Genomic DNA, 20593 nt, shown 5'->3' with positions numbered 1-20593 from the left:
TGAGATCATTCGGAGTCATCCATGCATCGCATCACCATCGTTGGGTCCGGCTTCGCCGCCCTCACGGCCGTTCGCACCATCCGGCGCCTCGAACCACAGTGCGTGATCACGCTGGTCAGCCCGAAACCCGAATTCATCTACTACCCAGGGCTGATCTGGATTCCCTGCGGGATTCGCACGGGCGCGGACCTCAGAATCGATCTCGCGCCCTTCTTCAAGCGGATGAGCGTCGAGCACCTCGCGGCGGAGGCGACCGGGCTCAGCCCGGACGGGCGCACGCTCGAGACAACCGCGGGACCGGTCGCGAACGACGGACTCATCATCTGTAGCGGGGGACGCTTCATCAAGAAGCTCCCTGGTATTGAGCACGCCATCACGCCCTGTGAAGGAATTGCTGCCGCGGAGGCGATTCGTGACCGGGTCAAGGCCATGGACGGAGGCCACATCGCGATGGGATTTGCGGGTAACCCGAACGAGCCCAGTTCCATGCGGGGCGGTCCCATCTTCGAGTTCCTCTTCGGCATGGATAGTCAGTTACGCGCGGAGAAGCGGCGCGAGCGCTTTCAGCTCACCTTCTTCACGCCCGCAGAACGGCCTGGCAACCGCCTCGGTCCGAAGGCGGTCGACGGGATCTTGGCCGAGATGAAGCGGCGCGACATCACCACACACCTTGGACACAAGCTCAAGTCTTTCACTGACGCCAAGGTCATCACCGAAGGGGGTGAGATCGACGCCGATCTGATCCTCTTCATGCCGGGCATGACCGGCAACGCCTGGTTCGACAACACGACCCTCCCCCGCTCGTCGGGTGGTCTCCTGCAAGCCGATGCCCATTGCCGCGTGCCGGGATTCGAGCAGGTCTACGTTGCGGGGGACTCAGGCAGTTTTCCTGGACCCGATTGGATGCCCAAGCAAGCGCACATGGCCGACCTGCAGGCACGTGCCGCCGCGACGAACTTGATCAAGGCACTCCGCGGCGAAGCGGCAAACGAGACCTTCAAGGTCGAGTTGATCTGCATCGTCGACGCCAACAATACCGGGATGCTGGTCGCCCGCACCGAGAAACACAATTTAGTTCTGCCATCCTGGCGCGCCTTCCATTGGATGAAGCGCGGCTTTGAATGGCTCTATTTGCGCAGCTACCGATGAGGCAAGACACGCGATGCAAGCACGACCAAGGATCGTCCTCTCCACCACCGACGCGGAGCGACTCGAGCGACTGCTGGAAACACTTGATGATGCGAAGGTACCCGGCCGCGCTGAACTCGCGGCCGAGCTGGACCGAGCGGATGTGGTGGACGCCAAGGACGTCCCAGCGAACGTCGTGACCATGAACTCGACGGTGCGATTTCGCATCGAGTCGTCTTCGGAGGAATTCTGTCTGCGTCTGGTCTACCCCAAAGATGCCCATGACAGCGGCACCATCTCGATCCTCGCACCGGTCGGCAGTGCCCTGCTCGGACTCACCGAGAACGACGAGATCGAATGGCCGAAGCCAGGCGGCGGGAGCCTGCGCGTGCGCATCGTTGAAATCATCTACCAGCCCGAACGCGCTGGTGATTTTCACCGCTGATCAAGGTGCCGCGACTCCCAGCGGCGAACGGGCACACACCCGGCCTGCCGCCGCTTGGAAGTTCAGACGCGCGCGCCGCACCCGCAATCAGGACGGCTCAGGGAAGTGACGTCCCACCGGACTCAGCCCCTTCCTTCGGAACGGGCAGGAGATCGGCGCGACTGACCCCCAACAAGATCACTGCCGCGGTTGCAACGAAGATCGTCGAGTAGGTTCCAATCACCACTCCGATGATCAGGGCAAGTGAAAAGCCGCTGATGGCCTCGCCGCCGAACACGTAGAGGGCGATCAGGACCAGCAAGGTGGTTCCGGACGTCACAATCGTCCGCGACAGCGTCTGATTGATCGAGGTGTTGGTGATCTCGATCACCGACCCCTTGCGCATCTTGCGAAAGTTCTCGCGAATCCGGTCGAAGATGACAATGGTATCGTTCAAGGAATAGCCGATCACCGCGAGGATGGCGGCCAACACCGTCAGGTCGAACGAGATCCAGAAGAGCGAGAAGATACCAAGCGTGAAGATGACGTCGTGGATGATGGCAACCACCGCTCCGACGGCGAACCGCCACTCGAAGCGCAGCGCCACGTAGACCATGATCCCCATCAGGGCGAACAAGACCGCCAGCCCTCCCTGCTCGCGCAACTCCTCACCCACCTGTGGTCCCACGAACTCGACCCGACGCAGTTCAACCCGACCCGCGACGGCTTCGCTGAGAGCCTGGAAGACCTCCTCGCTCATCTGCGCGCTCGCCTCTTCACCCTCCTGGGGGGCGAGGCGAATCATCACCTCCGTGCGCGACCCAAAATGTTGGACAGTCGCGCCCGTGAAGCCCTTCGATTCCAGTGCCGCGCGCACCTCCGAGAGTTCCACCGGCTCTTGATATCCCACCTCCAAGACCGTTCCACCGGTGAAATCGAGACCGAGATTGAACCCCCGGAACACCATGACGACCAGCAAGATGAGCAAGATCACACCGGACAGGATGACCGCGGGCCGGCGAATGCCCATAAAGTCGATATTCAGTTCATTGATGGCACTCAAATCCTTCATCGCATCACCCTTGTTCGACGACACCCCGGAGGGGGTGTCTGGTTGGGATCGGCGCAGCGTCGGTCCGTATCCGGCCGTGCGCGATCCGCGTTCGCTGCGTTCTCATCCGATCCGGCTTAAATCGCCAATTTTTTCACGCGGCGACCACCGTAGATCAGATTGATGATGGCGCGCGACCCCAGAATCGCCGTGAACATGGAGGCGATGATGCCGATGAAGAGAGTCACTGCGAACCCCTTGATTGGCCCGGTCCCAAAGCTGAAGAGCACGACAGCGGCGATCAAAGTGGTGACATTGGCATCCACGATGGTCGAGAGTGCCTTGTCATAGCCGGCATGGATACTGGCCTGCGGCGAGTTTCCGTTGCGAATCTCTTCTCGTATTCGCTCGTAGATCAAAACGTTGGCATCAACCGCCATGCCGACCGTCAGCACGATGCCGGCAATCCCGGGCAAGGTGAGGGTCGCCTGCAGCAGGGACAGGATGGCCACGATCATCACCAGATTCACGACCAAGACAAGATCGGCGACCAAGCCGAAGACCTTGTAGTAGAGACCCATGAAGATGAGCACGAGGAAGAGTCCCATCAATACGGAGCGAACGCCCTGATCGATGTTGTCTTGCCCCAGGCTCGGTCCGATCGTACGCTCCTCGACGATTTGAATCGGGGCGGCCAAGGCGCCGGAGCGCAACAGCAAGGCCAGATTATGCGCCTCGTTGGTCCCGTCCAGACCCGTGGTCTGGAAGCGGCGCCCGAACGGCTCGCGGATGGTCGCGACGCTGATGACCTCCTCCACCTTGCGCGTGCGCTTCACGGCCTCCCCATCGACCATCTCCGTCGTGGTCTGATTCTCGATGAAGACCACGGCCATGGGTTTACCAACGTTCTCCGTCGTGACATCGCGCATCCGTCGCGCCCCCTGGCCGTCGAGGTTCACGAACACGGCGGGACTCCCCGTCTGGCTGTCGAATCCCGCCGAGGCGTCGGTGATCTGATCCCCCGTGACGATCACGCGACGATTGAGCAGAATGGGACTGCCATCCCGTTCACGATAGAGACGACTGTTCACGGGTACGCGCCCCTCGATGGCATCGGCGACACTGTTCTCGGTGTCGACGAGGCGGTACTCCAAGGTCGCGGTTGCGCCGAGGATTTCCTTCAAACGGCCGGGATCCTGGGCACCGGGCAATTGCACGACGATCCGCCGCTCGCCCTGTCGCGCAATGCTCGGCTCGGCGACGCCGAGCGCATTGACGCGATTGCGTAGCGTCGTGATGTTCTGCTGAAGGGCAAAGGTGCGAATCTGCTCCTGTTGGGCCACCGGCAAGGTTGCCGCGATCGCCGCACTTCCCCCTTCGGTCAAGCTCTGGAATTCGAGATCGCGGAACTCGCGACTCAGTGCGCGTTCCGCGGTGTCTCGCGCTTCGGTGTCATTGAACTTGATCAGGATGCGCGACCCTTCGCGCGCGAGCGTTTGATAGCGAATGCGCTTGTCGCGCAGTTCGGTCCGAATATCGCCAACGTAGCGCTCGAGTGCCTGATCGAGGGCCGCCTCCATGTCGACGTCGATCACCACATGGATCCCGCCCCGGAGATCGAGTCCCATCGACATGGGATTGAGACCGACCGCCCGCACCCATCCGGGTAGATCCGCGGCCAGGGTCAGTGCCGTGCGGTAACGTTGCGAGAGGGTCCGTTCGATGGCCTCTTGACCACGCAACTGGTCACCTGAACTCGCGAAGCTGACGAACAGCTTGCCGCCATCGCGGATCTCGACTTGCTTGAAGGGGACTTCCGCGTTCTCAAGGACTGCCTTGACCTCCGCGAGACTGGCATCGGTCACCTCCGATCCACGTGCCGCCGTGATCTCGATCGACGGATCTTGAGAGAACAGATTGGGCAGGGCTAGGATCAAGGCGACGATCACGACGCCAATGATCAGGATATTCTTCCACAAGGGATATTGATTCATCGCAATTCCAGTCGCTACAGCGAGTGCGAGCGCGGGGGCTGAGCAGGCCGATCCTCACGACGCGTGGGGCGTAAAGAAACACACTGCGGGATGATCGCCCGCCGGCGCTGATCGCACCGCGGGCGGCCTGGGGATTGCGTGGCGCGCCTTGACCTGTCGAGCTCACGCGCCCACGCAAGGATCCGTCGCTTGTTACAGATCCTTCAAGGTGCCCTTCGGCATGACCGACTCGACCGCCACGCGGCGGATCTTCACCGTGACGCCTTCGGCGACCTCAAGCACGGCAAAGTTGTCACCAAGGTCGGCGATCCGCCCGGCGATGCCGCCGATGGTCACGACCTCGTCTCCTTTGGCCAATGACTCGACCATCTTACGGTGTTCCTTTTGGCGCTTCGCTTGGGGCCGGATCAGGAGGAAATAAAACACGACCGCAAAGAGAACGAGCGGCAGCAGAGCCAGAAAGGGATCGCCGCCGGAGGCAGCACCCTCGGCTTGCGCGAGTGCGTCGGAGATAAAGAAGCTCATGTTGATCGAATGCCTTTAGTCTGTGGGATCGCCCGAGCGCGATCCGGCGGTCAGGACAAGGCCGCGTTCCCATGGAACCTCGGCCTGGTGACAATGCTGTAACGAATGAGTCGTGCAAGAGGAGTCGAGCCGCCGCCACGGCGGTGCCTCACGCGTGGATGACCACGATCATCGTCGCGGTGACAGCACCCGAGGCCATGTGTCTTTTCAAGACACAGGGTCGTGGCGTCGAGCGCTCGCTCGGGATCTGCCTTCGCGCACGAGGGCGGTGTCATCTTGCAGGATGCGTCATCCGGGCGTGCCGGTTGGTGCCAAGCCGTGCTGAACGCCAAGGGTCACACGATGCACCACGGGATCGACGACTCCGGCGCGGATTATGGCATAGCCCGGAACAAGTTGCAGCGTCCTCGCCACGGGCGTCCGCGCTTTGATCCGCGGCATGCCGCAAGCCGAGCGCCGACGGGCAACCCCGCGGCTAGGGCACGCGACATGGAAGCGCCTTATGAGGCACGATGAGGCTGCGCGCCACCCCCGAGAGCGGACGCTGGGGCATGCTGGCTTTCGAACGCCTCGACAAAATCTCGATAGCGCCCCATGGCGATCGCCTCACGCAGATCACGCATCAGCGTCTGATAATAGTAAAGATTGTGGATCGTGTTCAGGCGGGCGCCAAGGATCTCCTTGCAGCGGTCGAGATGATGAAGATAGGCACGACTGTAGTGTCGACAGGTGTAGCACCCACAATCCGGATCAAGCGGCGCTTCCGCCATGCGATGCTTCGCATTGCGAATCTTCACCGTTCCATGCCGAGTGAAGAGATAGCCGTTGCGGGCGTGGCGCGTTGGCATCACACAATCAAACATGTCGATCCCGCGCCCGACCGCCGTCACGATGTCCCATGGCGTTCCGACCCCCATCAAGTAGCGTGGCCGCTCCCAGGGCATCTTCTCCGCGAGGAAATCCAGGATCCGCAGTCGCTCGCTCGCAGGCTCACCGACCGAGAGTCCGCCGATCGCGTAGCCGTCGAACCCGATCGACAGGAGACCAGACAGGGACTCCGCACGCGGTCCCTCGTGCATACCTCCTTGCACGATGCCGAACAGGGCCGCGGGAGAGTCACCATGCGCCGCCCGTGAACGCGCCGCCCAGCGGAGCGACAGCGCCATGGAGGCACGCGCCACCGCCTCGTCGGCCGGATAGGGCGTGCACTCATCGAAGATCATGACGACGTCCGAGCCGAGCGCGCGTTGGACTGCGATTGCGCGCTCCGGATCGAGAAACACCGCCTGACCATCCACCGGTGACCTGAAATGTACCCCCTCCTCGGTGATCTTGCGCAAGGCCCCCAGGCTGAAGACCTGAAAACCGCCCGAATCCGTCAGGATCGGCCGCGACCAGTGCATGAAGTCATGAAGGTCGCCACAGCGGCGAATGACATCGGTGCCAGGACGCAACATCAGATGAAAAGTGTTGCCGAGAAGCATCTCCACGCCTAAGTCTTCGAGTTCCTCGGCAGTCATGGCCTTCACGGTGCCGTAGGTCCCAACCGGCATGAAGGCAGGGGTTTCGACGACTCCGCGCGCGAAGGTCAGCCGGCCCCGCCGCGTCAAACCATCAGAGGCCAGAACATCAAATTCCATCGTGTCTCACCATGCTGGTTCGCCACCGCCACCGAGCCAGTCGTCGAGTTGATGCAGATCCCTGACCGTGAGCACCGGCGGCGCCAGTTCCGACGGCCAGGGACGCTCATCACGATTGACCCACACCGCCTTCACTCCGAGCGCGCGCGCGGCCTCGATATCCATCCAGGGGTCGTCCCCGACGTGCAGGCACTCGCTCGGCGTGCACCCCGCATGCGCCAGCGCACACTGAAACAACGCCGGATGAGGCTTCGCCGCTCCCGCCTCGGCGGCGGTGAGGCGGCGCTCGAACAACCCCCGCAGTGGCGTCGCCTCTGGATTGGCCGTTCCGTTCGTCAAGGCGATAAGACGGAAGCGCGTGGACCAGCCACGCAGCACCGGCAGCACGTCGTCAAAGGGTTCGACACGGTTGCGGTGGACGTCGAATAACGCCATGGCCTCTTCCGCCAACTCCACCGAATAGTCGAAGGATGCCATCAGGGTAGCCAGGGAACGGCGCCGGACCTGCCCCAAGTCATGCGCGATCTCGGGCTGATCGGTCATCAGGGCACGGCGATGACGCCGCAGACTATCGAGATCATGGACCGTCGCGAGCCGGGGGGTATGGCGGCACAACCAATCATAGAAGGCCTCTTCGGCGGCCTCGATCACGGGCGCGCAGGGCCACAAGGTATCGTCCAGATCGAGGGTGATGACGCGGATCGCGGCGGTGGTCATGGCGCTCTCATCTCAGCTCCCGGTCTTATTAACCTTCCGTGCCTTGACGCGGTTCAGGGCGTCTCGTCGAGCAATTCGGCATGGCGTGCGCGCACCCGCGCAAGTTTTGGTGCGATCACGACTTGGCAGTAACCCTGCGACGGGTTGCGCCGATAGTAATCCTGATGGGACGACTCCGCCGCATGGAACGTCTCAAGGGGCTGGATCTGCGTCACGATTGGCGCGGACCAGACTGCCGAGCGCTCCAGCTCCGCGATGACGCGCTCCGCGACCTGCCGCTGCACCTCGTCGTGATAGAAGATCACCGAGCGGTACTGAGGCCCGATATCCGCCCCTTGTCGATCAGGCGTCGTGGGATCGTGGATCGTGAAGAAAACGCGCAGGAGGGTCGCGAAGTCGATGCGCTCCGGGTCGAACGCCACCTGCACCACCTCGGCATGCCCAGTGGTGCCGGTGCAGACCGCATAATAGTTCGCCTGCTTCGCATCACCGCCAGCATACCCTGAGACAACGGATTCGACACCACGCAGCCCCTGAAAAGCGGCCTCCAGACACCAGAAACATCCTCCACCGAGCGTTGCTGATTCAGTTGCCATGCGCTGAGTTCCCCATTGAGACAAGGATCGAGCACAGTGTATTGGGGCGGCATGGCACGGTTACAGCTCCTCGTTGTGGGATCCCTGAACAGGATCGAGATCGCCTGCTGCGTCACCCGCCGCCTCCCGCACAGCGCAACTAGACCGCTCGTCACCGGCGGGGCTGCTCCAGGCGGATCGACGCTGGCGGATCTCGACCATATCGAATTGCAAAAATCTCGCGGCGGGGGTTGACAACCGAAACAGTAAATAAGAAACTGGTGATGTACTGAAGCTTCGCGCTTCGGTGCACTCCTCCATCCTCCTTTGGTGGTAACTTTAAAGCGCGACGCCCGTCGCGCTTTTTTTTGTCTCGACGAAAGAATCACCCCGCATCACCCGGCCCTACGTAAGGTCCATCGTTCGTCTTCGCCCAGCGTCCGGCACAGGCGCCGATCGGCTCAATCACTGAGTTTCAGGGCATTACGCAGCCCTTCGCGCAGGGTTCCCGACGCCCGCGCTGTCCGTGCGGCGCCTGAGGCGATCAGGGCATCGACGGCGGCCTCGGCGATGAGCCAGTCGCTCTGCGCGCCACCAGGGGCGAAACCACGGCGTTCCGCAAGATAATAGGCCGCGAGCGCAATCATTTCATGACGCTCGTGAGTGCTGGGTGCCTCGCTCATGGGGTGGACGATCTGGTTCATGGTCATGATCTCACTCAAGCAGACAGACAGGCGGTCACACACCGCGCGACCACTTCAAGTGCCAGCGCGCGCGGCCGCGGATGCGTGGCGGGGCGCCCACGCCGGGAGCGGATCGCGTGACCGATCTCGAGTCCCGTGATTCTATACCCGGCGCAAGCAGAATGGGCCGCGGAGGCGACGGTCTGGCGTGCGCTCACGCGACCCGGCCGCAACAGCACAGGTCGAGCATTGACGATGCGCGCGGTAACATGCACGCGTGCGGATCCGGGCAGCCTCGCCTTCCGCCCGCACCTTCGCCCATTCGATCTCTTAAGAGGATGTTTTCATGGCTTCAGCCTCGCCTTCCTTCTTTCGGAGGGCACTCATCGCCTTCAGTAGCTTTCGACGTATCGTGAAGGACCCGGCATTTGCACGAGCGGTCGCGCGGCTCGCGACGAGCGATACACCGCACCCGCTGGCCACGCCAGCGGCCCCTGCCGCCGTCCCGCTGGCGAGCGCGGCGCCGGATTCAGCGTTGCTGCTGCTCGGACTGCTGCAGCGGGAAGGGCGCTTGATGGATTTTCTTCAGGAGGACATCCAGTCCTATCGTGACCAGGAGATCGGGGCGGCGGCGCGGGTCGTGCATCGTGGCTGTCGCGAGGTCATCAACACCCATCTCAGTCTCGTCCCGGTTCGCGAGGAGCCCGAGGGCAGCCGGGTCACCCTCGCGCCTGGCTTCGACTCCGCGGCGAATCGCCCGACGGGCAACGTCGTTGGCGATCCACCCTTCCATGGCACCCTGGTCCATCGGGGTTGGCGAGTCGAGAAGATGACGCTGCCACAGACCAGCAGTGGACATGACTTGCGGATCATTGCCGCCGCGGAGATCGAGCTATGAACCAGTACCGCTATGCCGTGGGCATTGACCTCGGCACCACGCATTGCGCGCTCTCCTATGTGGATTCGGAGAAGAGCGAGGGCGAGACGATTGTCCAGGGGATGGTCTCGATTCCACAACTCACGGGGCCTGGTTCCGTCGAGGCACGCCCACTCCTGCCGTCGTGTCTCTATCTCCCGCACCCCGACGAGTTCAAGGCCAGCGACCTGAGTCTGCCCTGGCAAAGCCAACCCGATCGCGTCTGTGGCGAACTTGCGCGCAACCAGGGCACGACCACGCCCATCCGGCTGGTCTCGAGTGCGAAGAGTTGGCTGTGTCATCCGGATATCGATCGACAGGCGGCCATCCTACCGGCTGGGGCACCCGACGAGATCCCCCGCATCTCGCCGTTCGACGCAACCATCCACTATCTCGCCCACCTGCGCGATGCCTGGAATGGGCAATTTCCCTATGACCCACTCAATCGCCAGCAGGTCACGGTCACCGTTCCGGCATCCTTCGATCCCGCCGCCCGGGAACTGACGGCGGCGGCCGCCCAAGCGATCGGGATCGAGCATCTGGTGCTGCTCGAGGAGCCGCAGGCCGCGCTCTACAGTTGGGTCAACGAGAGCGCGGGCGACTGGCGCCATCAGGTCCAGGTTGGCGACGTGATTCTCGTCGTCGACGTGGGCGGTGGCACGACGGACCTGTCGCTGATTGCCGTCACCGAACAAGAGGGCGCGTTGGAACTGACGCGCATCGCGGTCGGCGATCATATCTTGCTCGGCGGCGACAACATGGACCTGACGCTTGCCCATCTGTTGAAGCAGAAACTCGCCAAGTCGGGAGTCGAATTGGACCGCTGGCAGCTCCAAGCCTTGACCCACGGCTGCCGCGTCGCTAAGGAGTCCCTGCTCGCGGATGCCAGCCTCACGAGTCTGCCCGTGGTCGTCCCGAGCCGCGGGTCCCGGCTGATCGGCGGCAGCATTCGCACCGAACTGACGCAGGATGAAGTGCAGTCGACGCTGATCGAGGGCTTCTTCCCAGCCGTCGATTCCGCCAGCCGGCCGGCCAGCCGAGCACGTGGCGCGCTGACGAAGGTCGGTCTCCCCTACGCCCAGGACCCGGCGGTCACCCGTCACCTGGCCGCGTTCCTCGGCCGGCAGGCCGGCGCGACCGATGATCTCGCCGGCTTCGTCGCCACCACGCCCGGCGCGAGCTTCCTGCATCCCACCGCCGTCCTCTTCAACGGTGGTGTGTTCAAGGCCACGTTGCTGCAGGAGCGCGTCCTTGAGGTCCTGAACCAATGGCTGAGCGCCGAGGACGCACCACCGGCGCGCCGTCTCGATGCCCGCGATCTCGACTTGGCGGTCGCGCGCGGCGCGGCCTTCTATGCCCATGTCCGACACCACGGGGGGATCCGGATCCGCGGCGGAACCTCGCACTCCTATTATGTGGGTGTGGAAAGCGCCATGCCGGCCATTCCTGGCTTGGAACCCGAGATCCAGGCCCTCTGCCTGGTGCCCTTCGGGCTGGAGGAGGGATCCGCTCCGGTCGCCCCGCCCCAGGAGTTCGGTTTGATCGTCGGCGAACCGGTGCGCTTCCGCTTCTTTGGCTCCAGTGTCAGACGCGAGGATCAGGTCGGCGAGCTGCTTGAGGAGTGGGGTGACGGCGAACTCGACGAACTGGCCGAGATTCAGACCACCCTCCCCGCGAAAGACCACAAGCAGGGGGAAGTGGTCGAGGTCCGGCTGCAGGCAACCGTCACCGAGGTGGGCACTCTCGAACTTACGGCGATTCCGATCGACGCGCCGCACGAGCAGTGGAACGTCGCCTTCAATACCCGCGGCGGCTGACCACCTCGGGTGCACAGCGTGCGCCGCTGGACCGATCGGTTCACGGCGACACCACGACCTAGGTTAAACTGGCAGTCGCCCCGAGCATTGCCAGCGGGCCGCGCGTCGCAGCCGAACATTGCAGCAGGAATCATGAGGCATGGCCAAAAAGCCGAAAGGACCCAAGCTCAGCAGATCGCCTACCAGGCCCAATCAACAGCCACGCACCAGGCCCGATCAGACGACCGCCGCAGGGGCTCGACCACAGCCCGATCCACAACCACCCCGCCGGCCCCCGGAACCCCAAGCGCAGCATTCCTCCGACCCGGCCACGCCGCCCCCTCGTCCGCGACCGCCCGCGGCGGATGCCTCCACGCCGCCCCCGGGGCCCGCTGGGGGCGAACGCGTAGGCGATGGCCTGAGCCGCGTCCAGGCGCCGCCCAAGCACCCGGATCCCGCCTCTGCCGAGACCCCGTCGAGCGCCACGCCAGAGTCACGGCCCGGCGTCGTGAGTGCGCGGGCGCGGGAGGACGATGCCCCGCCCATCGCCACACCTGACCGCTCCCCAACCGAACCCACTCAAGAGGTCGTTTCGGCGCACCTCGAGGACGCTGGTTCGAGCGGCACCGCGAGTGCCAGTCCCCAGCCGCCTCCAGCCCCAGAGCCTCGTGTGGACGCATGGGACGAGGAACCCCCACCAGCGCACGCGCCCGAACCGGCTCCCGAGCCCGAGCCCGAATGGTTGGCACCAGAGACCCAGGAGACGGAATCGCCCCCTATTGCAGCCGAACTCGCGCCACCACCACCGCCCCCAATGCCGAGCCGCCCGAGTCTGTTCATCGTCCACATCACCCCGGAATTGGCGACGGTCGCCAAGGTTGGCGGATTGGCCGATGTGGTGTTCGGACTGAGCCGCGAGCTCGCGATCCGTGGCAATCATGTCGAGATTATCCTGCCGAAATACGCCACGCTGCGTCTCGACCACATTTTCGAATTGCACGTGGTGTATCAGGATCTGTGGGTTCCCTGGTATGACGGAGCCATTCACTGCACGGTCTTCTTCGGCTTCGTGCATGGTCGCAAGTGCTTTTTCATCGAGCCGCATTCGCACGACAACTTCTTCAATCGGGGCAGCATCTATGGCTTCCGCGACGACGTCATGCGCTACGCCTTCTTCTCACGGGCGGCCATGGAGTTCCTCTGGAAGGCCGGCAAACACCCTGATGTGATCCACGTCCACGACTGGCAGACGGCGCTGGTTCCCGTGTTCCTGTACGAGTTCTATCAGCCACTTGGCATGACCCACCCACGGGTCTGCCTGACCATCCACAATTTTGCCCATCAAGGCGTCACCGGCGTGGAAGTCCTGCAGGCGACCGGACTCCAGCGCCCCGAGCGCTTCTTCGACGGGGCGCGACTCGGGGACAACAAGTATCCCAAGGCATTGAATCTCCTGAAGGGAGGGATCGTCTACTCGAACTTCGTCACCACCGTCTCACCGCGCTATGCGTTCGAGACCAAGGATCAGGGACAGGGCTTCGGGTTGGAGCCGACCCTGCATCTGCATCATGCGAAATATGGTGGGGTGGTCAACGGGATCGATTACGACGTCTGGAACCCTGAGATCGATCACCAGATTCCAGTCCGCTATGGCGTCGACAGCATCGAGGGGAAGTACGACAACAAGCGCGCACTGCGTCATCGGCTGATGCTGGCTGACAATGAGAAGCCGATCGTCGCTTTCATCGGCCGCCTCGATCCGCAGAAAGGACTCGAGCTGGTGCGCCATGCCATTTTCTATACCCTCGAACGCGGCGCTCAATTCGTCCTGCTCGGTTCCAGTCCAGACGACGGCATCAATGCCGATTTTTGGAATCTGAAACACATGCTCAATGACAGCCCGGACTGTCATCTCGAGATTGGCTTCGACGAGGATCTCTCGCATCTCATCTATGCCGGGGCGGACATGATGCTGGTGCCGAGCCGCTTCGAGCCCTGCGGCCTGACGCAATTGATCGCGCTGCGCTATGGGACCATCCCCGTGGTGCGCGAAGTCGGCGGACTGGCTGACACCATCATCGACAAGGATTATTCACATCGGCCGCTGCACGAGCGTAACGGTTATGTCTTCCGCGACTTCGACAACGCCGGCCTCGAATCCGCGCTCGAACGTGCCATCGCCTGTTATCGCAACCATCCTGACCACTTCCGGGAACTCATGAAGAACGCCATGCGCAGCGATTTTTCCTGGAACCAGCCGGGGCAGGACTATCTGAACATCTACGACTATATCCGTGAGGGCTGAATCGCGCGCCCGTTTCGCGTCACCGGAGCCAGCGCCAGCGCGCCGGTCCAGCCACTGGCGTGGCATCCAGACGCGTCCGTCCCGGCGGATGCACCTGCTGCTTCGAGGATGAGTGCGTCAGATGCGCGCTCATCCATGGCCATCACCATTCAGCCGAGCCCTGGCCCGGCGAGGAGCCCTTTGGTTCGATGAAGATCTACAACCTCTTCCCACGACTTGCCGGCCGGTTCGAGGACTGGACCCCACATCTGCGACGGGCCGCCGAGATGGGCTTCGATTGGGTGTTCGTCAATCCCATTCAGCGCCCGGGACAATCGGGGTCGCTCTATTCGATCGCCGACCACTTCGCACTCAATGAGGCCTTCGTCACGACCCCGTCTCCACGCCGCCCGGAGGATCAGGTCCGTGACATGACCGCCACGGCGCAACAGCTTGGACTCGCGGCGATGATCGACCTGGTGATCAACCATTGTGCCAAGGACTCTCATCTCGTTCGCGAACATCCGGATTGGTTCGTGCGCGAGGGCAACGAGGTGGCCAGCGCCTTTTGTGTCGAAGCCGACGGCAACCGCGTCGTCTGGCACGACCTCGCGCAATTCGATCACCAACATTCACCCGATCGCGCCGGTCTGTTCGACTACTGTCTCAAGATGGTCGAGCACTTGATCGACTTGGGTTTCCGTGGTTTTCGCTGCGACGCCGCCTATCAGATCCCAGGCTCGATTTGGCGCGAGTTGATCACCCGAATCCGCGCCCGACATCCGCATGTCCTCTTCGTCGCCGAGACCCTCGGCTGCTCGCCCGAGCAGACCCGCGAGACGGCGGCGGCCGGTTTCGACGCCATCTTCAATAGCTCGAAATGGTGGGATTACGATGGCGGATGGCTGCTCGACCAATACGATCTGACACGCCAGGTCGCGCCCTCCATCAGCTTTCCCGAGAGTCACGACACCGAGCGACTCTTCAACGAGTCCAACGGCAACATTAACGCCTTAAAGCAACGCTATCTCTTCAGCGCGCTCTTCTCCAGCCACCTCATGATGCCGATCGGTTATGAATTCGGGTTTCGCCGCCGCCTGAATGTGGTGACGACCCGCCCTGAAGAGTGGGAGACCACCGAGGTCGATCTCACATCCTTCATTGGCATGGTCAACCGAATCAAAGACCTACATCCGGTTTTTTGCCAGGAGGGACCGATCGAGCGCTTGCAGTCTCCGAACCCAGGACTCCTGATGCTGCGCAAGAGCGACGAGCAAGGCCAGGACCAGGCGGTGCTCGTCCTGAACAAGGACATCTGGAACCATCAACAGTTGTGGGTCGAGGATCTGGCGCAGTTGACCGGGATTACACAGACACTACAGGACGTCTCGCCCGAGTGGCCCGTCACCCCATTGACGCGCTCGTTCGATTTTGACCTGGGACCTGGCATGGCCCGTGTCTGGGTGACACCGTCGCGTGCCGGAGAGACGAGGACGCGCGACGCGAAGCGTTCCATCACCGAACCGGCTCTGGTGAGCTGAACGCAGTGGACGGGAGCCCGCGCCCCCCATCAGCTCCCCGTTATTTCCGCCCGCGGGTGTTGCCTCCGCTCAACGAGCCCATGATGCCACGCATCAATTGGCGCCCGATCTGGCTGCCGAGCGAGCGCATGGCGCTGGTCGCAAAGGCCTCAATGGGCGTTTGTCGCGCGCTGCCGCGCCGCGTGCCGCGCGCCGCCCCGGGAGCGACCGCCGGGGTGTGCGCCGCCGCCGCCGCGTCCTGCGCACGTTGCTCGAGGATCTCATAGGCCGAGATCCGATCGATGCCCACGTCATAAACCCCCTTGACCAAAGACTGCTCCATGATGTCACGCCGTGCATCGGCTGGGATTGGACCCAGGTGACTGCCCGGCGGCGCAATCTCGACACGCTGCACGATACTCGGGATGCCTTGCTCGTCGAGTGTCGAGACCAAGGCCTCGCCGACACCGAGCGCTGTGATGGCCGCGGCGGTGTCGAGCTCCGGGTTCTGCCGGAAGGTCTCGGCCGCCACCCGCACGGCCCGTTGATCACGTGGCGTATAGGCACGCAACGCATGCTGAATGCGGTTGCCGAGCTGGCCCAGCACCGTTTCAGGGACATCCATGGGATTCTGGGTCACGAAGTAGACGCCGACTCCTTTCGAGCGAATCAAGCGCACGACTTGCTCGATCTTGTCCAACAGCACCTTCGGGGCGTCCTTAAAGAGCAGATGCGCCTCGTCGAAGAAGAAGACCAACTTGGGTCGATCCAGATCACCGGCCTCGGGCAATTCCTCGAACAACTCGGAGAGCAGCCACAACAGAAAGGTCGAATAGAGGGCTGGGGTATGAATCAGCTTCTCGGCGGCCAGGATATTGATGTAACCGTGACCGGACGCATCCGTTTGCATCATGTCCTGGAGCGCCAGCGCCGGCTCCCCGAAAAGCAGTTCCCCGCCTTGCTTCTCGAGCGCGAGCAAGCGCCGCTGAATCGCACCGACACTCGCCGCTGACACATTCCCATAACGCGACTGGAGACTGCTCGCCTGCTCGGAGACGTAGACTAAGAGCGCGCGCAAATCCTTCAAATCGAGTAAGAGCCAGCCGTTCTCATCCGCGACATGGAAAACGATGTTGATGACGCCCTCTTGCACCTCGTTGAGGTTGAGCAGGCGCGCGAGCAGCAGTGGCCCCATTTCGGACAAGGTGGTGCGAACGGGGTGCCCCTGTTCCCCGTGGATATCCCAAAACATCACCGGGTTGCCGGCATAGACAAACCCATCCTCTTGCTCGAGCCGCATGGCGGCAACCCGCTCGGCGACCCGCCGATTGCCACCACCCGCGAGACTGATACCGGCGAGGTCGCCCTTGACGTCAGCAAGGAACACCGGCACGCCGATGCGACTGAATTGCTCGGCAAGACGCTGCAAGGTCACCGTCTTGCCCGTGCCCGTCGCACCAGCGACTAAACCGTGACGGTTGGCCATGCGTGAGAGGATCGCGACCGGCTCAGTCCCAGTCCCGACAAGGATCGAGTGCGACATCTGAAGACCTCCTTGATAACTGAATCTGCCGCGATATTGGTCACCACGGACGATCACCGCGCCCAGGGCTACCATCCGGCATGCAACATCAATCTGGGTCGGCGAGCGAGTCGACCTCGATCGACCAGCGATCCAACAGCTGACGATAAATCATCAATTCCGCATCCGCGAAGAAGCCGTCGGAACGTGCCAACAGGAGCAGCATACGGGCAAGGGTGCGGCGCGCCACACGATCCGTGATCGGCGCCAAAATGGCGTCGACCCATTCGGGATCGGCCAGGCCGACAAAGCGCGCGGTGCCCGCATGCTCGATCAGGTCATCGCAATAGCCGTCGAAGATGGCGGCAAAGCCATCCCGATCCACCCCGAAACGTTCGAAGACCCCGAGGTCATCGAGCGCCTGCAATTCCGCGTCGTTGACTTCGCCATCGCTGATGATGAAGAGACAAATGACTCGGAGGATCGCCTCCGGGCTGTTTTCTGCTGCGGTCTTGATCTCCGCCATGTCCTCTCGGCTCCTATTCGATCGTGTCTCGGCCCCTTCGGCAACCTGGCCCTGATCGACGTGGGTGCCGTGATCATGGGCGGTCCAGCTTGATGCCTGGCGCCGCGTGCGAATAACGCCCCCGACCAGGCCCTTCATGCCGGTTGATCCGGTGAGCGGCAGACCAGCGGTTGCGCAACGGACTCATGATCGCACAAACCGCGCAGTCAGGAGGCGCGCCAGCTCCCGCCGCGCACCACCATGGATCACACCAATGAGTCATTGCCTTGAATGGGTCAAAGATCACAGAATGAACGCTCGGCGGTGTGTCGCTCCGATCGACCGCCCGTTGGCCGACCGCGGATCGCCGGCCTGTGAACGGCCAACCGACGCGCCAACCCAGACGGCGCACCCAGCGACGCGCCGAGGCAACCGACCGCACCCTCTTCAGGACTGTCACAACATGATCTTCGAGGTTACCGAAACCAGCCGCCGCCAGGCGAAAGCACCGCATGAGTTGGCGATGATCAACCTGATCGTCTTCAACCTCCTGATCGGGGTAATCCTGCTCGCGGCCTCCGTGGCGGAACCGGATTCGGTCATCGCACGCGTCAAGTGGCTGGCGATCAGCATCCCGCTCGTTGCCTCACTGGGACTGATTGCCTTTACCTGGCGCCAATCCCGACGCCCCCGCCACGACGGAAACTGGTTTGCCCAAACCCACTGGCGGTTGGCAAGCCGCCGCTACCGGCTGATCTTGATCGGTTACTTTTTGTGTGCGGCGATCCTGAGTCTAGGTTTCCTTGGCCAGGATGACCAGGGCGAACTCGCCGAGCAACTGCGCAGCTTGCCACCGGCCATGCAGGAAATGGAGCGACGCAAACTCGAATCCCAAGACATGGCCAGTGCCGTCTGGGCACGCATCGCCGTGGTGCCTTTGTTGCTGGTCGTGATGGTCACGATCATGCTCGAATCCGGCTCACTCTACCAAGCTGGGCGCGGCGAGCTCCCGGATGCGCTGCTTCAGCGTGACCCGCCACCGGACGGTCTCCTCCCCTGCGAGCAATCCGACCAATCGGAGCAGAGCTCCTGAGGCTCGACAGCGCCCGCCTCGCGCGCGCTCCTCAGTTTTGATCCTGATTCATTTTTCGCTATCTTGCGCCATCGGGTCTCTCAACGCGGTGATGGATCGGTTCCGATCGCTGCGCTGCGCGCGCGAACGCGCGGCCTGCTCGCGCCGCGGGAGACGCGGTTTTCGATCACCCACCACGACAGGAACGGCTTATGTCAAAATTACCCTTTCTCATCACCAGTGTGCTCCTAACAGCTATGACAACTCCCGCCCTTGCAGCCAACCCCCAGGTCCAAATGGACGTCACCATCGACGGCAAGCCCGCTGGGACCATCACCTTCGAACTCTTCGCTGACGTGGTCCCGAAGACCGCCGAGAATTTCCGGGCACTCTGTTCGGGTGAGAAGGGCGTCGGCAAGAGTGGCAAGCCGCTCTCCTACGCCGGTAGCCCCTTCCACCGGATCATCCCAGGGTTCATGATCCAGGGTGGTGACTTCACGCGCGGCAATGGCACCGGTGGGGAATCGATCTACGGCGAGAAGTTCGCCGATGAGAACTTCCAACTCAAACACAACACCCCAGGGCTGCTGTCGATGGCCAATGCAGGCCCCAACACCAACGGCTCGCAGTTCTTCATCACGGTCGCGGAAACACCCTGGCTCGACGGCAAGCATGTCGTGTTCGGCAAGGTCGTTGAGGGGATGGACGTCGTCAAGGCGATGGAAGCAGAAGGGAGCCAACAAGGCCGCACGCGCAGCGAGGTCATGCTCGCCGATTGCCGCGTCCTCTAAATCGAATCCTGACCCCCTCGCACCAAACCAGGCGCCGCCGCATCGCGCGGTGGCGCCTGCCTCACCATCCCAGTCGCGGTCCGACACCAGCAAAACCCGCTCGCCGAGCGATGATGCGGAGCGGGATCAGTCCAGCGCGCTGAGTAATCCAGCAACGGCGTCTGGAGGTGGCCCACCGCGAAATAACGCAGGCCACTGCGGGTCGGCGGGAATCACGTTCGGTAGGGCTTGGAGCCCAAATTCGGCGAGCGCAGCGGCGAACGGCGCGAGCGCTTCATCGCGCACCTGATTGAAGACCACACGAGCCACCAGCCGGTGACCCGCGCGATCTTGATCAGCGAGCAACTCGGCGACCGCCTCCAGTGCCCAGACATCCGGCCAGGCTGGACGGGTTGGGATGAGCAGTCGGTCAGTGCCGGCAAGCAGATCCAGTGTCTCGGCCGTGACGCTCGGCGCGGCATCCACCAACACCCGATCGAAACGCTCCAGTAACGCCTGATTGCGGTCCCAGAGGTCGTGCCCGCTATCGGCACGCACCACCAGCCCGGCGTCCTCGGCATAGCGTTCCCCCCAGGCGGCGGCACTGCCTTGAGGGTCGGTGTCGATCAATAACACACGCGGTCGTTGTCCCGGCACCCGGGAACGGGCGAACCGACATGCACAGCCGATCGCGAGGCTGGTCTTGCCGGTGCCGCCCTTACGGTGCCAGAACAGGACGCGCGTGGGTCCCCTCACACCAGCTCGACCGGGCCGTGATCGTCGCAATGATCACCATGATGATGGTGGAGACGCCCATCAACGAGATAATCGACATGGTCACCGTGTGGAATGGCGGCGTGTCCACAACCTGGCCCGTGAACGTGGCCATCCTCCTGGCAACGAGTCATCTTGGACTGACAGCCGTCAGGGTGTTGCGCATCGACCTCAAGCCGATGCTCGTCGTAATGCGTTACGCCATCGACGCTGTGCGGATGGTGCAGATGTCCGTCGTGCAGATAGTCGACATGGTCGCCGTGGCGGATCGCGAGGTGGCCACACTCTGGGCCATGCACGTGGTCGTGATTCGGATGGGTTTGGCAAGGCGCGGTCATCGGAACCTCCCGCATGGCCGGGGACAGACCGCCCCGGATCGGTGCGCCAACGCCCTGACGGACCGTCCGAGTCCGTCCAGCGCACAGGCACACCTGACACTTAGACCCTGATGGCCGCGGCGTCAAGTTCACCCACGCAACCGGATGCCGCCAGGCGCCTCCGGCTTCATGTCGGATTCCAGTTCCGAGGAACGAACAGTTCAGATCCTTCACGCAGCGATCTGAGGAGCACCACTGATCAACGACAGGGACTCTTGATCTGTCCAGACCAAACAGCATTGACCAGCGTCAGCGAGTTTGGCTCGTCTAGCGGAGTCACTGTCGATGCGCCTTGCATCAGCACAGCTCCGCGGATTCCC

19 protein-coding genes are annotated in these 20593 nt (G+C 62.8%); 9 read left to right on the top strand and 10 right to left on the bottom strand.

What is annotated here, in order from left to right; translation table 11 throughout:
* The first annotated feature begins 21 nt into the window (after positions 1–21).
* Complete coding sequence (locus CKO25_RS03805; RefSeq protein WP_200386588.1) at positions 22–1149, top strand: NAD(P)/FAD-dependent oxidoreductase; 1128 nt, start codon at positions 22–24, stop codon at positions 1147–1149.
* Between the two features lie 13 nt (positions 1150–1162).
* Positions 1163–1573 carry a nucleoside diphosphate kinase regulator gene (gene rnk, locus CKO25_RS03800; RefSeq protein ID WP_200386587.1) on the top strand — a complete coding sequence of 137 codons (411 nt, stop codon included), beginning with the start codon at positions 1163–1165 and terminating at the stop codon, positions 1571–1573.
* 97 nt (positions 1574–1670) lie between these two features.
* Here rnk and secF read toward each other — a convergent pair whose 3' ends face one another.
* From secF to CKO25_RS03765, 7 genes are all read right to left on the bottom strand, one after another.
* On the bottom strand, positions 1671–2624 hold the full coding sequence (gene secF, locus CKO25_RS03795) for a protein translocase subunit SecF (RefSeq protein WP_200386586.1): 954 nt from the start codon (positions 2622–2624) through the stop codon (positions 1671–1673).
* A 116-nt stretch (positions 2625–2740) separates the two neighbouring features.
* Entirely contained in the window at positions 2741–4597 is a 1857-nt protein-coding gene (secD, locus tag CKO25_RS03790; RefSeq protein WP_200386585.1) for a protein translocase subunit SecD, read from the bottom strand.
* 192 nt (positions 4598–4789) lie between these two features.
* Positions 4790–5122 (bottom strand): preprotein translocase subunit YajC, encoded by a 333-nt coding sequence (gene yajC, locus CKO25_RS03785; protein ID WP_200386584.1) that lies wholly within the window; start codon positions 5120–5122, stop codon positions 4790–4792.
* A gap of 500 nt (positions 5123–5622) precedes the next feature.
* Positions 5623–6762, bottom strand: coding sequence for a tRNA guanosine(34) transglycosylase Tgt (gene tgt, locus CKO25_RS03780; RefSeq protein WP_200386583.1), 1140 nt, complete (start codon positions 6760–6762; stop codon positions 5623–5625).
* A gap of 6 nt (positions 6763–6768) precedes the next feature.
* The gene (locus CKO25_RS03775; protein WP_200386582.1) at positions 6769–7479 is read right to left on the bottom strand and encodes an HAD family hydrolase; all 711 of its coding nucleotides are present in this window, start codon (positions 7477–7479) and stop codon (positions 6769–6771) included.
* Between the two features lie 53 nt (positions 7480–7532).
* On the bottom strand, positions 7533–8075 hold the full coding sequence (gene msrA, locus CKO25_RS03770) for a peptide-methionine (S)-S-oxide reductase MsrA (protein WP_200386581.1): 543 nt from the start codon (positions 8073–8075) through the stop codon (positions 7533–7535).
* 440 nt (positions 8076–8515) lie between these two features.
* Positions 8516–8764 carry a DUF2934 domain-containing protein gene (locus tag CKO25_RS03765; protein ID WP_242467375.1) on the bottom strand — a complete coding sequence of 83 codons (249 nt, stop codon included), beginning with the start codon at positions 8762–8764 and terminating at the stop codon, positions 8516–8518.
* 319 nt (positions 8765–9083) lie between these two features.
* Here CKO25_RS03765 and CKO25_RS03760 point away from each other — a divergent pair, with 319 nt between their 5' ends.
* The 4 genes from CKO25_RS03760 (at position 9084) to CKO25_RS03745 (ending at position 15274) form a co-directional block, all read left to right on the top strand.
* Positions 9084–9635, top strand: a complete 552-nt coding sequence (locus CKO25_RS03760) for a DUF2760 domain-containing protein (protein ID WP_200386580.1) — start codon at positions 9084–9086, stop codon at positions 9633–9635.
* Entirely contained in the window at positions 9632–11470 is a 1839-nt protein-coding gene (locus CKO25_RS03755; RefSeq protein WP_200386579.1) for an Hsp70 family protein, read from the top strand. Before CKO25_RS03760 ends, CKO25_RS03755 begins: the two co-directional genes overlap by 4 nt.
* A 139-nt stretch (positions 11471–11609) precedes the next feature.
* Positions 11610–13754, top strand: coding sequence for a glycogen synthase (locus CKO25_RS03750; protein WP_371829693.1), 2145 nt, complete (start codon positions 11610–11612; stop codon positions 13752–13754).
* 188 nt (positions 13755–13942) lie between these two features.
* Positions 13943–15274, top strand: a complete 1332-nt coding sequence (locus tag CKO25_RS03745; protein WP_200386578.1) for an alpha-amylase family glycosyl hydrolase — start codon at positions 13943–13945, stop codon at positions 15272–15274.
* 40 nt (positions 15275–15314) lie between these two features.
* Here the strand turns inward: CKO25_RS03745 and CKO25_RS03740 are convergent, their stop codons facing one another.
* Together CKO25_RS03740 and CKO25_RS03735 are read right to left on the bottom strand one after the other, a co-directional pair.
* The gene (locus tag CKO25_RS03740) at positions 15315–16796 is read right to left on the bottom strand and encodes a helicase HerA-like domain-containing protein (protein WP_200386577.1); all 1482 of its coding nucleotides are present in this window, start codon (positions 16794–16796) and stop codon (positions 15315–15317) included.
* Between the two features lie 88 nt (positions 16797–16884).
* Positions 16885–17439 carry a TerB family tellurite resistance protein gene (locus CKO25_RS03735; RefSeq protein WP_242467373.1) on the bottom strand — a complete coding sequence of 185 codons (555 nt, stop codon included), beginning with the start codon at positions 17437–17439 and terminating at the stop codon, positions 16885–16887.
* Positions 17440–17743: 304 nt separating this feature from the next.
* On the opposite strand from CKO25_RS03735, the gene CKO25_RS03730 reads away from it, so the two are divergent.
* Together CKO25_RS03730 and CKO25_RS03725 are read left to right on the top strand one after the other, a co-directional pair.
* Positions 17744–18373, top strand: a complete 630-nt coding sequence (locus CKO25_RS03730) for a hypothetical protein (protein ID WP_200386576.1) — start codon at positions 17744–17746, stop codon at positions 18371–18373.
* A 191-nt stretch (positions 18374–18564) separates the two neighbouring features.
* Positions 18565–19143, top strand: a complete 579-nt coding sequence (locus CKO25_RS03725) for a peptidylprolyl isomerase (protein WP_200386575.1) — start codon at positions 18565–18567, stop codon at positions 19141–19143.
* A gap of 126 nt (positions 19144–19269) precedes the next feature.
* Here CKO25_RS03725 and CKO25_RS03720 read toward each other — a convergent pair whose 3' ends face one another.
* Entirely contained in the window at positions 19270–19878 is a 609-nt protein-coding gene (locus CKO25_RS03720) for a nucleotide-binding protein (protein ID WP_200386574.1), read from the bottom strand.
* A gap of 101 nt (positions 19879–19979) precedes the next feature.
* On the opposite strand from CKO25_RS03720, the gene CKO25_RS03715 reads away from it, so the two are divergent.
* Complete coding sequence (locus tag CKO25_RS03715; RefSeq protein WP_200386573.1) at positions 19980–20345, top strand: hypothetical protein; 366 nt, start codon at positions 19980–19982, stop codon at positions 20343–20345.
* The last annotated feature ends 248 nt before the right edge of the window (positions 20346–20593 follow it).

Source organism: Thiocapsa imhoffii (assembly GCF_016583985.1).
In the GTDB taxonomy this organism is placed as follows: Bacteria; Pseudomonadota; Gammaproteobacteria; order Chromatiales; family Chromatiaceae; genus Thiocapsa; species Thiocapsa imhoffii.
The sequence above is the reverse complement of the archived record's forward strand: the minus strand, read 5'-3'. Positions and strand labels throughout refer to the sequence as shown.

Excerpts from the sequence above, each read along its gene's own strand:
- yajC (WP_200386584.1), bottom strand. The coding sequence starts at position 5,122 with ATGAGCTTCTTTATCTCCGACGCACTCGCGCAAGCCGAGGGTGCTGCC.
- secD (WP_200386585.1), bottom strand. The coding sequence starts at position 4,597 with ATGAATCAATATCCCTTGTGGAAGAATATCCTGATCATTGGCGTCGTG.
- secF (WP_200386586.1), bottom strand. The coding sequence starts at position 2,624 with ATGAAGGATTTGAGTGCCATCAATGAACTGAATATCGACTTTATGGGC.
- CKO25_RS03740 (WP_200386577.1), bottom strand. The coding sequence starts at position 16,796 with ATGTCGCACTCGATCCTTGTCGGGACTGGGACTGAGCCGGTCGCGATC.
- CKO25_RS03745 (WP_200386578.1), top strand. The coding sequence starts at position 13,943 with ATGAAGATCTACAACCTCTTCCCACGACTTGCCGGCCGGTTCGAGGAC.
- tgt (WP_200386583.1), bottom strand. The coding sequence starts at position 6,762 with ATGGAATTTGATGTTCTGGCCTCTGATGGTTTGACGCGGCGGGGCCGG.
- rnk (WP_200386587.1), top strand. The coding sequence starts at position 1,163 with ATGCAAGCACGACCAAGGATCGTCCTCTCCACCACCGACGCGGAGCGA.
- CKO25_RS03765 (WP_242467375.1), bottom strand. The coding sequence starts at position 8,764 with ATGACCATGAACCAGATCGTCCACCCCATGAGCGAGGCACCCAGCACT.
- CKO25_RS03755 (WP_200386579.1), top strand. The coding sequence starts at position 9,632 with ATGAACCAGTACCGCTATGCCGTGGGCATTGACCTCGGCACCACGCAT.
- CKO25_RS03775 (WP_200386582.1), bottom strand. The coding sequence starts at position 7,479 with ATGACCACCGCCGCGATCCGCGTCATCACCCTCGATCTGGACGATACC.
- CKO25_RS03760 (WP_200386580.1), top strand. The coding sequence starts at position 9,084 with ATGGCTTCAGCCTCGCCTTCCTTCTTTCGGAGGGCACTCATCGCCTTC.
- CKO25_RS03750 (WP_371829693.1), top strand. The coding sequence starts at position 11,610 with ATGGCCAAAAAGCCGAAAGGACCCAAGCTCAGCAGATCGCCTACCAGG.
- CKO25_RS03725 (WP_200386575.1), top strand. The coding sequence starts at position 18,565 with ATGTCAAAATTACCCTTTCTCATCACCAGTGTGCTCCTAACAGCTATG.
- msrA (WP_200386581.1), bottom strand. The coding sequence starts at position 8,075 with ATGGCAACTGAATCAGCAACGCTCGGTGGAGGATGTTTCTGGTGTCTG.
- CKO25_RS03735 (WP_242467373.1), bottom strand. The coding sequence starts at position 17,439 with ATGAAGGGCCTGGTCGGGGGCGTTATTCGCACGCGGCGCCAGGCATCA.
- CKO25_RS03730 (WP_200386576.1), top strand. The coding sequence starts at position 17,744 with ATGATCTTCGAGGTTACCGAAACCAGCCGCCGCCAGGCGAAAGCACCG.
- CKO25_RS03805 (WP_200386588.1), top strand. The coding sequence starts at position 22 with ATGCATCGCATCACCATCGTTGGGTCCGGCTTCGCCGCCCTCACGGCC.